Source organism: Paenibacillus sp. Lou8.1 (assembly GCF_024213565.1).
Classification (GTDB): Bacteria; Bacillota; Bacilli; order Paenibacillales; family Paenibacillaceae; genus Paenibacillus; species Paenibacillus polymyxa_B.
The window spans coordinates 1-14,813 of sequence record NZ_JANAVN010000023.1 but is presented as its reverse complement, the minus strand read 5'-3'; the positions used below and the strand labels follow the sequence as shown (position 1 = coordinate 14,813).

Here is a 14,813-nt window from a genome sequence, read left to right as displayed (position 1 = left end):
AGGTTTCTCATTTGCGAATTGGAAACAGAATTTGAACCGTCGTCCCTTCACCAACCGTCGATTTTAACTGAATGTTATGATTCAGTCTTTTGCAGATTTCAGACACCAAATAGAGTCCCATCCCGGTTGATTCACGATACTTCCGCCCATTTTCACCTGTGTAATAAGCCTCAAATACCCGTTCTACGTCTTTTTTAGGGATACCAATCCCCTCATCCTGTACTTCCAACACAATGACATGATCTCTTACGTGAGACATCAGTTTCAGACTGTGGGCATGACCTGAAGAATACTTCACCGCATTGGTCATCAATTGGTTAATTATGAATCTTAGCCACTTGGCATCAGTTATCACACACAACTGCTCGTCCACTTCATTGGAAGGATAAATTTCGTTACGAATCAATAGTCTTTTGTTATCATAGATCACATCACTAACCAGTTTTCGTAATACAACAGGCTCCACATGAAAATCAGGTTCAAAGGATTCCAACCGTGACATATATAAAATCATGTCTAGTCCTTTTCCCATTCGATCAATTTCATCGTAAATCTGATCAGATTCAGGATCTATTTTTCCTTTGAGGATTAAATGAATAACAGCAAGAGGAGTTTTCATCTGGTGAACCCACTGATTGATAAATGTAATATGATCACGTTGCTGATGCTCTAACTGATGAATTCGAGACTGATACAATCGGTAATATTGTAAAAGCAAGTGTTGCAAAGAAGAGGCTAACGGATTAAGTACCTTCATCTGAATAAGCTCATCTAAATCTCTTAGGTTTGCAGTGGATAATATTCGATATAAACCAGAGTACAGGACATATCGGAAGAGCAAATAAACCAGCAATATGGAAGTCCCAAAAAAGACGGAATACAGGGCTGTCGACCAGTTACGGTAACCATCCAACCAATAGATACTTAACACAAGAAAAAGTTGGATGATATTAAAAATCACAAGCGAAAAATGGTCACGCCAAAAAAGCTTCACCGTTCATCCTCCTCAGTCAAAGTGAAGCCGATAGCCAGCCCCTCTAACCGTCTCTATGATATCCCCCAGTCCCAGCTCGCTCAGCTTTTTACGGACACGAGTGACATAAACATTCAATGTGTTCTCGCCCACATACTGGTGATCATCCCATAAAGCCTCTAAGAGATGAACTCTACCCACAACCTGTTTAGGATACGTCATCAATAGCTCTAACAGTGCTGCTTCTTTCTGGCTAATTTCGACCTGCTTGTCATGGAACACAAGTTCCATAATATCGGGATATAGCGTCAAAGCTGACACTTTTAAGGAACGTGATTTTGGAGCAACGGCATAAGAACCATAGGCACGTCGCAGATTACTTTCTACTTTGGCTAACAGTACTTCGGGATAAAATGGTTTCGTAATGTAATCATCTGCTCCGTTTTGCAAAGCAATGACCTGATCCATTTTATCATCGCGTGCAGACACAAAAAGGATGGGACATGTAGATTGAGTCCGTATTTGTCTACACCAATAAAATCCATCGAAACGAGGTAGATTCACATCAAGTAGTACCAAATCTGGCTCCACCTTTTGAAAGGCAACTAAAACTTGATCAAAATTTGAAACAATAACTCCTTGATAACCATATTTTTCAAGATAGGATTGGAGCAAGGAGCTGATTTGAGGGTCATCCTCTACTATTAATATCTTTTGCATTATGTTTTCTACCTTCTTAGTGCTTGAATTTTTAACAACTGATTTCTCTATAATGCCTTTATTTAATCATTCAAGCAATAACAACAATCTAATCCCCTTTGGTTGTAGATTTAGGAGGTTTTCGTGGTGGTGTATATAGAACCCCGGATAATATGCATGGTGCCAAATACCAGAGTGATTAACAATATAATTATAGTAACGACAACCATTACTGTTATAATGGTTTTTTTACGATTTTTTAATATTTCATTGAAACTTTGCTTTGGATCTTTCAAGTCTGCTCACTTCTTTCCTTGCCTAGCTATTTACCAGCATAATTAGTTTCTACATAACGAACAACAGTTGAATCTTACAAAAACATTTCTTTGCTGTAAGGTTTCTGATTACCTACAGACCATCGTCGGATTGAACTAACGTATGTACGTAACAAAACTGCCCGGGGTTGAGAATCTTTTTCTGATTCTCAACCCCGGGCAGTTTATCCTTTCTATCCTTTTACAGCCGAACCTACCGTCATCGCCCGCTCCACTTGTTCACTCAAGAACAGATAGACCAGTACCATCGGTAAGGAGGCCATAGTCATAACAGCCCCCATGGCTCCCCAATCTGTGCTGTAAGAGCCTTGGAAGAAAAGCAAGCCGAGTGGCAATGTCTTCATATTTTCATCAGAAATTAAAATATAGGCCAAAGTGAACTCATTCCAGTTGTTCAAGAATTGAAAAATGGCTACCGTCGCAATTGCAGGCAATGCAAGTGGCATAATGATTTTCAGGAACAGTCTATAAATATTAGCTCCATCCATGCATGCCGCCTCTTCAATCTCCTTAGGAATTGCTATAAGAAACCCGTAAAAAATCATGGACGAGAAAGGAAGGCCAATTGCGATATAAGGAAGAATAAGAGCTCCATACGTATTGGTAAGATGAAAATCGCGAACCAGAATCGCCAGCGGTATCATGATAACCTGCAGTGGCATAAACATTCCTATGATCATATAAGTCCGAACGGCAGAACGAAACCTCCATCTCATACGAGCCACTGCGAAGGCAAACATCAGAGCCAGTAAAAGGATGAACAGAGTCGAAATCGTTGATACGACCAGACTGTTCAGAAAGTAACGGGGAATATTAAACTGCGTCCAGGCATTAATGTAATTCTCGTAACGAAAATGTGTCGGCAGTCCAAATGGATTAGAGACAAAGATCTCATCGTTGTTCTTGAACGAGTAGGAAACCATCCAGAACAACGGGTAGACCGAAACAATAAAATACAACCACAGCGGTATCTGCAGAACAGCTTGTCTGAACTTGCTCAAAGCGGTTTTACTCATTTCGTTCTCCTTTTCGATACACGCCTTATCAGGCGGTTTGTCCGCGGTCGAACAGCTTATTGATGACTACAGTTGCCAATAGTGAGATTAGTACAAGCAGCACGGATACAGCACATGCGTACCCATAGTTGCTTTCCATGAAAGCATAGCGGTAAATCATGAATGTCATTGTATAGTTTGTAGTGCCGGGGCCACCATTTGTCATAATCAGCATCTGCACAAAGGCCCCAATTCCAGAGGTAATCGCAATAATAAAGCAGAATTTGTAAGTTTCCCTCATCAGAGGAAGGGTGACATGCCAGTGCGCTCTCCATTTGCTGCAGCCGTCAATCGTGGCGGCTTCAAAGTAGTCCTCGGGTACTGACTTAACTCCTGCATATAGCAGCGCAAATTGATACCCCATAAACTGCCAGGCATTAACGAAGGCGATGGCAATAATCGATGCTGTCGGGGAGCTTAGCCAATTTTGCTGATAAGGGATGTTCAAGAGATCAAACAGCCGGTTGATCAATCCGTTAGTTGGGTCATAGATTGCAATCCACAGCTGGCACACCACGGTTACCGATAAGACAACTGGGATAAAATAAGACGTTTTCAGTATTTTTCGCCCGCGTGTGCGCGGGTCCGCACAGATTAGCGCTAATAGTGTTCCCAGTCCGATCTGAAAGACCGCCAGCACAATGGCAAAGATTAATCCGTTCTTAAGCGAAGTAGCAAGTAGAGGATCGGAGAACAGTTCCCGATAATTACTCAGTCCCGAAAAGGTCAGCGTACTCAGGCCGTCCCAATCATAAAAGCTGCGAAGAACAGTTTGCAGAACGGGATATATCAGTATCACGCTATACAGTATCAAAGCAGGGAGGAGAAACAGTGCGAGCGCCGATTTGTTCCCCAAATATTTATTCATGTCTTGCTTCCACCCCTTATCTTTGGAACAGCATCCCCCAGCGACTTATCCGCCAAGGGTTGCCGAATTCCTGAATTCTCAGTTTTCTTTTTCCAATGTACTATTCAGATTGTTCACAAAATCCTGTTCAGAGAAATTGTCTACCATTAAATTTTGAGTATTGTCATTAATGGTGTTCTGAATTTTTGTATTGCTCAGAAGTTGAGCATATTCCTGCGCGTTTGGCAGCAACTCTTTGACGACTCGCTGCATCATTGCTGGGACATTAGAGGCCATTGGCTTATCCACTTTCTGCGAAACAATTGGACTTCCAAGTTGGGTGTATCTGTACTCGGCTGACTTTGTGGCAAGGAAGGCCGCTACCTTTACAGCTGTTTCCTTATTCTTGCTACTCGGTGATACTGCGTAACCTTGTGGTGAACCCGAGCCGTCTATGAAATATTTGGAATTCTCGTAGGTTGCTTCATCCTTTGCAGGCCAGTACATCCAGTCAACCTGGTCGCCCAGCTTTTCTTGTGAACTGTAAATTTCCCATTGTCCGTTCACGAACATAGCAGCCTTCCCTTGATAAAATAAGGACGATGCCTGATCATAATTGGTATTCGTGGCGTTGGCATCGAACAATCCAGCTCTCTGCAATTGCTTCATCTGCTGAGCCGCTGCTACAAATGCTTTCGGCAATGCTATTACACCTTTCTGATCAAGTGCTCCGAATCCATGTGGCTGCTCCCTTGTAACCAGTCCATTATAAAAAGCGGTCGTTATCCATTTTTCCTTGGCAAAGATTGACATAGGTACATAACCTGCGGCTTTCAACTTTTTCGCTGCATCGGCCATTTGGTCAATCGTCTTAAGCGGTGTTTTGATTCCGACCTTCTCAAAAATTGACTTGTTATAATAGATCATTTGGAATTCTATACCGGTTTCGGGATAAGCATATACATGATTGTCTGGAGCTACCAAACGCGATTCAACACCCGGGTTAAGATTCTTCTTGAATTCGGCCGTTGTGTCATAGTTGTCCAGCACCTCAACATTTTTCGATTTTGCGAAAGTTTGCAGAACTGACCAATCCGCTAAATAGATGTCTGGCATGTTTCCCGTTGCCGCATAGGTTTTCAGCTTCTGGCCTCCATCCTGCACGGCAGGATCCAGTTCAATCTCTACGTTTGGCATCTTCTTTTTGAGCTCTTCCACCGCATAATCGAACGGCTTTATGGTATCGTCATCAAAATGCTGCGCATACACCTTCAATTTGATCGTACCGTCCCCTGCCTCGCTCTTGGAAGAGGTCGAGTTATCTTCGCCACAAGCGACCAATCCAATAGACATGGTGAGCACTAGCAAAGCTGCACTCCAACTTCTGTAAGTTTTTTTCATGTGTTTAATCCCCCTCATGCAGTGTGTTTTATGATTACGCTTTCATTTGCATGACTACAGTATACTGCCGCTTCTTTTTTTGATTAAGGAATAAAACGGGCTTAATCAGTAAAAAACGGGACAAAAAGATCTGCGGTTCTCCATATATAGGAAAACCGCTAGGCTTAAATCGATTTGTCCTGCCTCGTAGGAAAGGCGCTACCTTTTTTTGAGTTGCTCATATTCAGTCGGTGTCATGCCAAAGCGTTTCTTGAAGCATTTGCCAAAATAATTGGGGTCACTGTATCCAACACTTTCAGCGATTTCTGACAGCTTCCGATTTCCATTCAGCAAAAGCTCCTTGGCCTTTTTCATCCGGATGTGTGTAATATGATCCACTATGGAGAAGCCAGACTCCTTGCGAAAAACGCGCCGGAGATAGCTGGGATCGACGAAAACTCCGCACGAAACCTGCTCTGCAGACAACTCTGTGTCTGCATAATGTTCCTCGATATAATTGATCGCCGCCGCAAACAAATTGGAAGCCTTCGTAGGACGCATATTCTCCATCAGCTGGATCAGCTTGCGGTATAGGGCGAGCATCCAACCTTCAGCAGCCTCCCAGGAATCCAACTCCCGCAGCCGGTCGTAAGGAGATTTGTTCCCTCCTTCATCCCATAGCCGATCATAAGGAATACCGCGTTCACTTGCAAAGGAAAGTGCTAGAGATACGATTCCCATAAGCATCGCATCCGCGTACTCATCCCCCCACTTGTATATACTAAGCTGCCGGATTGCCTTACGGACCTCCTCTAACGTTTCACTGTCTTTCATTCGGAGGTCTAGCACGACCGCATCACGCAGATGTCCCAAATCAGGCATACCTGCTCTGCCGTGCAACGCTTCGCTACCATGCTTACCCCACTCGGTACTTTCGCTCTCCTGTGGAAACACCGGTAGTTTCGGCTTAATACGTTCCAACATCGAGAGCATTTCTTCTGCATTGAACGGCTTCAACAAATAATCCTGTACTCCGGTTCGAACCGCCTTCTGTAGGTATTCAAATTCGTTATGTCCGGATATGAATACAATAACGATGCGTTCGAACTTGACTTTCAACCTCTCAGCTAATTCAATTCCGTCAATAAAGGGCATATTGATATCTACGAGGGCGAGATGCGGCTGATGCCGCTCGGCTTCCTGAAGTGCTTCCTGGCCGTTCCTTGCTTCGCAGCAAACCCGAAAGCCATGACTTTCCCAATCTATCTTAATTCGCAGAAAGTCTCGGAACAGCGGTTCATCATCGACAATCATCACTTTATACATCTTGGTGTTCACTCCCCTTTGGCAGCATCGGCAGCAACAGGTCAACAGTTGTTCCCTCCGTGAGCACACTTTGCACGGATATCCCATACTCCTCGCCAAAATACAGGCTCAGTCGTTGCTGAACACTGTAGGTACCGATTGATCGTATTCCTTCTTTCGATAAATGTCTGGACATGATAGTCTGAACTTGGAATTCATCCATCCCCACACCGTTGTCCTGCACCCGAACGACCACCTTATCGCCCTGTTTAAAGGCAAAAATACGGATAAAACCTTTTGTTTCTTTCTTCTTAAGACCATGGTAAATCGAATTCTCGACAAGCGGCTGAAGCGAGAGCTTCGGGATCGGTGTACCTGCAAGCTCGGGAGGGATATCCACTTCATAGCGAAACACATCGGGATAACGGATTTGTAGAATCGTCAGGTAATCATCAGTAATCTGGGCTTCCTTTTCTAAAGTGATTAATTCCCGTCCCTTGTTCAGCACCATCCGATAAAAATCTGCCAGCGCTTTTGTAGTATCTCTAGCCTCCTCATTCCGATCTAACTCATTGAGTGCATAAATGGTATCCAAAGTGTTGTACAGAAAATGCGGTTTAATTTGGGCACTTATCAGTGCAAGTTCATATTCACGCTTACGGTTCTGTTCCTGCCTTACCTCATCCAGCAGCTCCCGAACTCGTCTTATCATAAAATTAAACGCTTCAGCAATGGTACCGATCTCATCCTCTGTACGGACTGTTGTAACCGATTGCAAGTCACCGGTTACAACAGTCCGCATGGCCCTAGTTAGTTGTTCGAGAGGGCTAACGACCATTTTAGATAGAAAGCTAGCGCCCAGCCAGGAAAAAATAAGGCATAACACGCCGATTAAGAGCGACAGTCTAACATTTTGCCGGACATCAGCCGTAAGCAGGCTAAGAGAAACAATATTGACCAACTTCCAATCCATCCGGTTATAATCCGTGACCGTTACCAGATTGCCCTCATACTCGAATGAGCACGTTCCATGGGATGCATTAGGTGCACAACGTTGGATGGCCTCACCCAGCTGTGGATTCACCAGATTCATCAACATCTCATTGTCTTCTGCCACAGCCACGCGCATTTCGTTATCTAAAAAATAATAAGATTTGGGTGCATCTGGATCGCTGGAACGAAAGTAATCAGACAAACCTTCTTCCTTCACTAACAGAAAAAGCGTTCCATAGGGTTCGCCGGTGTCTATATTAATGACCATCTTCCCCAGCGTCAAAACGGGAGAGCTCCGATCTGGTGTTAGGAAATCCCTCTTCTCCATATCAAACCAGAGGGCCTGTCCATAACTTTCAGATTCCCTTACCTGCTTAAGCATGCTATAGATCTTGCGATCATCCCCGCTTTCGGTATAAGAGGCGAAAATCGTCCCTTCGTTATCAATGAATACAGCGGCATCCACCTCACGAAAGATTGACAAATCAATGGATAAGCGGCTCTGCATCAAGTTTCCAAACTGAATAGGCTCCATGGCAGTATTAGGTTTGGCACCGTATGAATCATACATCCGGTTAATATTCGTGACCATAATATTGGCCGCCGTTTCCACACTCCTGAATATATAATCGGTCCTAGACAAGATGAGCTGAGACTCATCGACCACATTGCTGGTGGTTCGATCTATCAAAGAACGGCTGAAAAGTTGGTTTGACAATAGTCCAAGAATAAGCAGAGAAATAATAATTAGCGGAAGAAATACCGTTATAACCTTGCTTTTAAAGCGAAGTCGACCGAACCACTTACGAGCTAGTGACAAAATATTCAACTAGGACCCCTCCGTCATCAAGAGAATATTCATCATGTTAACACAAACAATCTCTACAGTAGTAGTTCAAAAATAAAGTTAAAAAAATTCAACCGTTCTTCTTGAAAGTGCTTTAGAGATGTGTTAGGATAAAGTCGATTTTTAGTAAAATTATTAACTAAAAAGGTGTGAGCTCTTTTGGCAACCATTAAAGACATTGCCCGCGAAGCGGGTGTGTCTGCCGCAACCGTTTCAAGGGTTTTAAATAACGATCTGTCACTGTCCGTAAGCCCAGACACTAAAAACAGAATTTTTGGGGTTGCCGAGCAACTCGGGTATAAGCCTACCCGGCTGAGGCAATTAAAGCAGAATACGGAACGTGCCGGGAAAACGGTCTCCCTCCTGCTGTGGTGTTCTATTGAGGAGGAAAGAGACGATCCGTATTACGCTTCGATCCGCCGTGGAATCGAACTGCGCTGTGAAGAGCTTGGCCTGACGTTGGGCCAGACCTTGCGAGGCCGCTCATCCATCGGCACCCTGCAGAAGGCGGACGGTCTTATTGTTGTGGGCGGCGTTGACCCTGAAGAGGTATTCAAGCTTCATCCTGACAAGAACACCATTGTCCTTGTCGACCAGTACCATGAACAGCTGGAGTATGATTCTGTACGACTTCATTTCCGGCAAGCTGTTGATCAGGCACTCGGTCATCTACTTGAGCTTGGCCACCAACAAATCGGATTTATCGGCGGTAAGAGCGACGGTGAGCGAAGAGCGCATTATTTTGAACGATTCATGCGGGAACAGGGGTTGTACAATCCTCAATTCGTCCGCATAGGTGCCTGGAGTACCGCGGATGGTTATCTCATGATGAACGAACTCCTAACCCAACAGGAAAGACCGACTGCCTGCTTCGCTGCAAGCGATCCGCTCGCTATTGGCGCCCTCCGCGCCCTTCATGGACATGGAGTCAAGGTACCCGAAGATATGGCTGTTGTCGGCTTCGACGACATTGAGATGGCAGCCTTCGTGCAGCCTCCGCTAACCACTGTCCGTGCCTACCCTGAACAGATGGGAAAGGCTGCCGTGCAACTGCTCTCTGAACGGTTTGAGGGACGTGAACCACCTGCGTACAGCGTGATCGGGACTAAGCTTGTCATTCGGGAGAGCTCATGCAAAAAAGGCTAACATCAGTACTTGAGAGTCTTGTTGTCATTGATCAGTATCCTTACGTAAAACAATAATGATAACCCCCTAAGGAGTGAATATCATGAACATTCATGTTAACGAGGCGCTTGGTTTGTTTCATTTGCAGTCCAAGGATTGCAGCTATATTATCCAGCTTGTAGAAGGATATCCCGCACATGTCTATTGGGGAGCTCAACTTCATCATGACCAAAGTCTCGCAAGTATATTGGAGCTTAGGGAGCGTTGCTCCTTCTCTCCCACTCCCGTTTCTTCCAGCCGTACAATTTCTTTGGACACGCTTCCTCAGGAATACCCCCAGTATGGAACAAGCGACTTTCGTCAACCAGCTTACCAGGTTGCACTTGCGGACGGAACTCGGACTACGGAGCTGAAATATAGTGGTTACCGTATTGAACCGGGTAAACCAAAGCTCGAGGGACTTCCTTCCGTCTATACCGAATCGGATGATGAAGCCACAACCCTCTTTTTGATCCTTGAGGATCAATACTCGGGGCTTAAGACTACACTGCTCTATACTGTATTTGCGAACCACAGTGCTATTGCTAGGTCTGCTCTTTTTGAACAAAAGGGAAGCGCTACCATAAATATTGAACATGCCATGAGTGCCTCTGTCGACTTCGCCGATTCCAACTACCAAGCTCTCTACTTATCTGGAGCCTGGGTTCGGGAAAGACATATCCAACGCCGTGATCTCGGACCCGGCTCCATTCGGCTCGAGAGCCGACGGGGTTCCAGCAGCCACCAAATGAACCCCTTTCTGGCACTGCTTCGTCCTGATGCGACTGAAGATCGTGGAGATGTTTACGGTTTCAGTCTAATCTACAGCAGCAACTTCGTCGCACAGGCAGAAGTAGAGCAGTTCAATCAGACTCGTGTAAGTATCGGAATCAATCCTTTTGACTTCTCCTGGCGGCTTGAGCCGGGTCAGTCATTCCAGACCCCTGAAGCCGTATTGGTCTTTTCCGAAGAAGGTCTTGGAGGCATGTCACGCACCTATCACCGACTCTATCGCACACGTCTGTGCCGAGGGGCTTACCGTGACAAAGAACGTCCGATTCTCGTGAACAATTGGGAAGCCACGTATTTCGACTTCGACGCCGACAAAATCGAAGCGATTGCCAAGGAAGCAGGACCCCTTGGAATTGAGCTCTTTGTTCTAGATGACGGTTGGTTTGGTAAGCGCGACAACGATGACAGTTCGCTTGGAGACTGGTTTGAAGACCGTCGCAAGCTGCCTGGCGGGCTTGCTGACCTGGCAAAACGGGTTAATGAACAAGGATTACAGTTTGGCTTGTGGGTTGAGCCGGAAATGGTATCACCGGATAGTGAACTGTACCGCAGCCATCCCGACTGGTGCCTGCATGCGGAAGGCCGGCGGCGGACGGAAGGCCGATCCCAACTGGTGCTCGATCTCTCCCGCAAGGAAGTATGTGACTACTTGTATGAGACACTTAGCTCCGTATTCTCGATCGCTCCAATTACTTATGTCAAGTGGGACATGAACCGTAATATGACAGAGATTGCTTCGGCTACCACTCCTAGTGAACGTCAAAAGGAAACTGCACACCGATATATGCTCGGACTTTACGATCTGATGGAACGTCTGACCTCCCAGTTCCCGGACATCTTGTTCGAAAGCTGTTCCGGAGGCGGGGGACGATTCGATCCCGGAATGCTCTACTATATGCCGCAGACATGGACCAGTGATGATACCGATGCCATTGAAAGATTGGCTATCCAGTACGGCACAAGCATCGTGTATCCAGCCAGTACCATGGGCGCACACGTATCGAACGTACCAAATCACCAGGTGGGGCGAATCACCTCCCTCGCTATACGCGGCGACGTGGCAATGAGCGGAAATTTTGGCTACGAACTTGACCTAACTGCCTTTACAAATGAAGAAAAGGAGCTCGCTGCCAAACAAATTGCCCAGTATAAGGAAATTCGTTCCCTCGTACAGCAGGGAGATATGTATCGACTCCTTAGTCCATTTGAAGGCCGAGGCGATACGGCCTGGATGTTCGTTAGCGAGGACCAGTCCGAAGCTTTTGTCGCTTACTTCCGCGTACTAGCTGAACCGAATGGGCCCATCCGGCGACTAACTCTAAAAGGACTTGACCCAGATAAAAAGTATATAATCGAACACGGAGCGACGGGCAACACAGCAGTCCATGCGGGTAATACCTTAGTGGAGGATGGCGGTTCCCCCTTCTGCGTAGCATTTGATGGCGAAATTTTTGGAGGTGACCGCCTAATGAAAATTGGGCTTGTTGTCTCGGATCTCTCTGGAGATTTCGCCAGCTCTACCTTCCGCCTTAAAGCTATCTCCAACTAATAACAAATGCAGTTAGCAACGGTGAATATCGATGAAAAAATTAAAACAAGGCAGTCCGATTTTCCGGCCTGCCTTGTTTTATAACTTTGGTCCCTGTAGATTAAAGACACACAAGAGATTGCCAAGCAATTGATCATTTAATAGCATCCTTGACTTTGATTCTCCATATCATATGATCAGAGCCTGCTCCCCAATAATCTTTTAATAAATAATCAGGAGTTCCAAATTTCTTTTTCCATATTTTCTGCGCAATACGATATCCACTATCTAAACAAAATTCTTCTACTCCTCTATTCTTCAGCGCCAAATACATTGATTTCAACAATAAATTCCCTACCCCAATCTTCTGGTAGTCAGGGTGAACAAATACAGTTCCTACCTCGCATAACTTTTTAAATGTATCACTGGTAGATTTACTTATTAGTTGACTTACTGGTCCATATTCAATAGAACCCATTATTTGATTCCCATCTACAGCGATTAAGAAATATCGCTGCTCACCGTGACTCTCCAAGTCACTTTCCAAATATAACCTCTTAGTATTAATTTCCTCCTCTATGTCTTCCAGCATATGACCAATGCCTTCTTTAGCAAACGTGTCTGTAATCACAACTCTAAACAATTCATTTAACTTTTCGATGTCCTTAATTTCCGGCCTTCTGATTTCGACATTATTCATCTAATTTCAGCCGATGTATGATTCAGTACGGGATACTTTGAAAGTACACTATTCGGCAGCTCCATCAAACTTGTTATTTCATAAGTAGGTTGAATCCCAGACGTATTTGTTTTTCTGGAAGGGTTGAACCAACAGGTATCAATTCCGTATTTGTTCCCTCCTTGAATATCAGAGGTTAAAGAATCGCCGACCATAAGAACCTTACTTTTATTAGAGATGGCCAACTTGTTAAATGCGTAATCGAAAATACCAGCTTGTGGCTTTTGGCAACCCACTTCCTCTGAAATAATTACCTGCTCAAACACATCACGCAGCGGCGAAAGCTGAATTCTGGAGGTTTGCACCTCTTTGATTCCATTCGTAATAATTGCCAAACGACAATCAGAGAGCATATCACATAATTCAACCGCTCCGTCCATCAAAAAAGCACCTTCACCCAAATAACGTAAATATGCAGCACTAAAGGCATCTGGATTGAAATCTAGATCATGAATAGTAAATAATCGCTTAAACCGTTCCACACGCAGTTGCGCTGAGGTAATGTGTCCTTCCTCTGCCTCTCGCCACAACGCGCCGTTGATTTCATCGTAACTGGATTTATACTCCGTGGCCCCTTGCGGCAATCCAAATTGGGTAAACGTATTATGTAGCGCATGACTCTCTGCCTTTTTAAAATCAAACAGCGTATCATCGACATCAAACAAAATAATTTCGTATTTCATAACGACCTCCATATCATTGCTTTACTAAATTGTTCAGTCCGCTTGATCCTTTGAGCTGTTCCAGATAGAAGTACAACGAAAAACTAACAATACATTATTACCTTTCGGTTATTATACAGAACCTAGTTAAGCCGTCAAGTCACTAATAACAAAGTCATAGTATTTTGTCATCGGTGCAAAAGGCAAATAACGCTCAATAAGAATGCCCGTAAAATGAAGGTGATCTCATTTTACGGGCCACTGAGCATCTAAGAGATGATATAGCAAGAATCCTAGTGATCTTCATTAATCCATTTAGCTAGTGTTTGATCAAAACAATGAGGTTCTTCAAACATCGGGTTATGCCCACTATATTCAAAAACCACTTTTTTCACGTTCTCGTAGGTGTCATCGACCCTATCCCATAAAGAAACTGGCGCAACCAAATAATCATACCTTCCCAAACCAATAAATACGGATTTATGGATATCCGCTAAGGATTGTATCAAATTCATGTTTCCGAATACTTCTCCCCATAAATAATCAATGATAGGCATGTTCGTATATACATCATTCCACGTATAAGCCGCATCATAGGCATAATCATAAAAGCTTTGAGCTCCCATACGTATACACATGTGAACAAATCTTCTATCAGGGTCTCTTTTGATATCTTCCTCTAATAAAACAATGTCCTTTTCAAAACGTTCCTTTCTTTCTGAACTGGCCGTTTCATTAAAGAAAGAAAAGCTTTGCCGTTGTCTTTCTTGGCTGTTTGTAGGTGCTGAATTTAAAAGTACCACTTTTTGAACATAGTCCGGGTATTGTTTAGCATATTCTAAAGCCATAAAAGCATGCCCGGAATGTCCTAATATGATAAATTCATTTAGATGAAGGCATTGTCTTGCTGTTTCTATATCATTAATAACTTTATCCAAAGTATAGTCTTCTGGTTTTAAAGCTCGAGTCGGTTTTGCAAACCCTCTATGATCCAGAAAAATAAACTGAAACTTTTTATATAAATGGTCTGAAAATAAGCGAGGATAATATACACTACTGCCGATCACCAATATCGGTCTTCCGTTACCTCTTATAGCATATTTCAGCTCAAATCCATCACTAATAACTGCTTGATAAGTGCTCATTTATAATCTCCTTTTCTTTTTTAAATCACTCCCTTTCCTTTGTGTAATTCCCTTGTATTCTCCATAGAACGTTCCAACACTTCAACTCACCTCAAAAAGTACAATTTTTATGAGAAAAGTTTAACATGTTTTTTTCAAAAACAAAACTGGTTTACTTTTGTCTTACTTGTCTTGACTTAAGGGATTCATACTTCATTTTTGACAAGCATATCTTTTTGGAAACAAAAAAACCGCGATTATCGCGGTTTTTTATGTAGAGGTCATACTTTTATTTGCTTGGCGACGTCCTACTCTCCCAGGACCCTGCGGTCCAAGTACCATCGGCGCTGGAGGGCTTAACGGTCGTGTT

The 14,813-nt window shown here is 44.0% G+C and carries 12 protein-coding genes and 1 rRNA gene; 2 read left to right on the top strand and 11 right to left on the bottom strand.

Annotation, left to right across the window (positions count from 1 at the left end; genetic code table 11):
- Nucleotides 1-7: 7 nt before the first annotated feature.
- The 7 genes from NLX78_RS24910 to NLX78_RS24880 form a co-directional block, all read right to left on the bottom strand.
- Nucleotides 8-994 (bottom strand): sensor histidine kinase, encoded by a 987-nt coding sequence (locus NLX78_RS24910; RefSeq protein WP_254351811.1) that lies wholly within the window; start codon nt 992-994, stop codon nt 8-10.
- A gap of 12 nt (nt 995-1,006) precedes the next feature.
- On the bottom strand, nt 1,007-1,693 hold the full coding sequence (locus NLX78_RS24905) for a response regulator transcription factor (protein ID WP_254351810.1): 687 nt from the start codon (nt 1,691-1,693) through the stop codon (nt 1,007-1,009).
- Between the two features lie 487 nt (nt 1,694-2,180).
- Nucleotides 2,181-3,023 (bottom strand): carbohydrate ABC transporter permease, encoded by an 843-nt coding sequence (locus NLX78_RS24900; protein WP_061830975.1) that lies wholly within the window; start codon nt 3,021-3,023, stop codon nt 2,181-2,183.
- A 28-nt stretch (nt 3,024-3,051) separates the two neighbouring features.
- The gene (locus NLX78_RS24895; protein ID WP_061830977.1) at nt 3,052-3,930 is read right to left on the bottom strand and encodes a carbohydrate ABC transporter permease; all 879 of its coding nucleotides are present in this window, start codon (nt 3,928-3,930) and stop codon (nt 3,052-3,054) included.
- A 78-nt stretch (nt 3,931-4,008) separates the two neighbouring features.
- Complete coding sequence (locus tag NLX78_RS24890; protein ID WP_250268297.1) at nt 4,009-5,310, bottom strand: ABC transporter substrate-binding protein; 1,302 nt, start codon at nt 5,308-5,310, stop codon at nt 4,009-4,011.
- A gap of 198 nt (nt 5,311-5,508) precedes the next feature.
- Nucleotides 5,509-6,615 carry a response regulator transcription factor gene (locus NLX78_RS24885; RefSeq protein WP_250268295.1) on the bottom strand — a complete coding sequence of 369 codons (1,107 nt, stop codon included), beginning with the start codon at nt 6,613-6,615 and terminating at the stop codon, nt 5,509-5,511.
- Nucleotides 6,608-8,416 carry a sensor histidine kinase gene (locus NLX78_RS24880; RefSeq protein WP_254351809.1) on the bottom strand — a complete coding sequence of 603 codons (1,809 nt, stop codon included), beginning with the start codon at nt 8,414-8,416 and terminating at the stop codon, nt 6,608-6,610. Before NLX78_RS24880 ends, NLX78_RS24885 begins: the two co-directional genes overlap by 8 nt.
- Before the next feature lie 177 nt (nt 8,417-8,593).
- Here NLX78_RS24880 and NLX78_RS24875 point away from each other — a divergent pair, with 177 nt between their 5' ends.
- On the top strand, nt 8,594-9,580 hold the full coding sequence (locus NLX78_RS24875) for a LacI family DNA-binding transcriptional regulator (RefSeq protein ID WP_069291912.1): 987 nt from the start codon (nt 8,594-8,596) through the stop codon (nt 9,578-9,580).
- An 82-nt stretch (nt 9,581-9,662) separates the two neighbouring features.
- Nucleotides 9,663-11,939, top strand: coding sequence for an alpha-galactosidase (locus NLX78_RS24870; RefSeq protein WP_254351808.1), 2,277 nt, complete (start codon nt 9,663-9,665; stop codon nt 11,937-11,939).
- A 133-nt stretch (nt 11,940-12,072) separates the two neighbouring features.
- Here NLX78_RS24870 and NLX78_RS24865 read toward each other — a convergent pair whose 3' ends face one another.
- The 4 genes from NLX78_RS24865 to rrf all read right to left on the bottom strand — a co-directional run.
- Entirely contained in the window at nt 12,073-12,618 is a 546-nt protein-coding gene (locus NLX78_RS24865) for a GNAT family N-acetyltransferase (protein ID WP_254351807.1), read from the bottom strand.
- Nucleotides 12,615-13,340 (bottom strand): YjjG family noncanonical pyrimidine nucleotidase, encoded by a 726-nt coding sequence (locus NLX78_RS24860; RefSeq protein ID WP_254351806.1) that lies wholly within the window; start codon nt 13,338-13,340, stop codon nt 12,615-12,617. The genes NLX78_RS24865 and NLX78_RS24860 overlap by 4 nt, the downstream gene beginning before the upstream one ends.
- Before the next feature lie 272 nt (nt 13,341-13,612).
- On the bottom strand, nt 13,613-14,464 hold the full coding sequence (locus tag NLX78_RS24855) for an alpha/beta fold hydrolase (RefSeq protein WP_254351805.1): 852 nt from the start codon (nt 14,462-14,464) through the stop codon (nt 13,613-13,615).
- A 274-nt stretch (nt 14,465-14,738) separates the two neighbouring features.
- Nucleotides 14,739-14,813 (bottom strand): 5S ribosomal RNA (gene rrf, locus NLX78_RS26940); the annotation flags it as partial.

Bases quoted from the DNA above. Each gene is read 5' to 3' on its own strand.
- NLX78_RS24885 (WP_250268295.1), bottom strand. From the start codon at position 6,615: ATGTATAAAGTGATGATTGTCGATGATGAACCGCTGTTCCGAGACTTT.
- NLX78_RS24860 (WP_254351806.1), bottom strand. From the start codon at position 13,340: ATGAAATACGAAATTATTTTGTTTGATGTCGATGATACGCTGTTTGAT.
- NLX78_RS24905 (WP_254351810.1), bottom strand. From the start codon at position 1,693: ATGCAAAAGATATTAATAGTAGAGGATGACCCTCAAATCAGCTCCTTG.
- NLX78_RS24855 (WP_254351805.1), bottom strand. From the start codon at position 14,464: ATGAGCACTTATCAAGCAGTTATTAGTGATGGATTTGAGCTGAAATAT.
- NLX78_RS24870 (WP_254351808.1), top strand. From the start codon at position 9,663: ATGAACATTCATGTTAACGAGGCGCTTGGTTTGTTTCATTTGCAGTCC.
- NLX78_RS24895 (WP_061830977.1), bottom strand. From the start codon at position 3,930: ATGAATAAATATTTGGGGAACAAATCGGCGCTCGCACTGTTTCTCCTC.
- NLX78_RS24900 (WP_061830975.1), bottom strand. From the start codon at position 3,023: ATGAGTAAAACCGCTTTGAGCAAGTTCAGACAAGCTGTTCTGCAGATA.
- NLX78_RS24865 (WP_254351807.1), bottom strand. From the start codon at position 12,618: ATGAATAATGTCGAAATCAGAAGGCCGGAAATTAAGGACATCGAAAAG.
- NLX78_RS24890 (WP_250268297.1), bottom strand. From the start codon at position 5,310: ATGAAAAAAACTTACAGAAGTTGGAGTGCAGCTTTGCTAGTGCTCACC.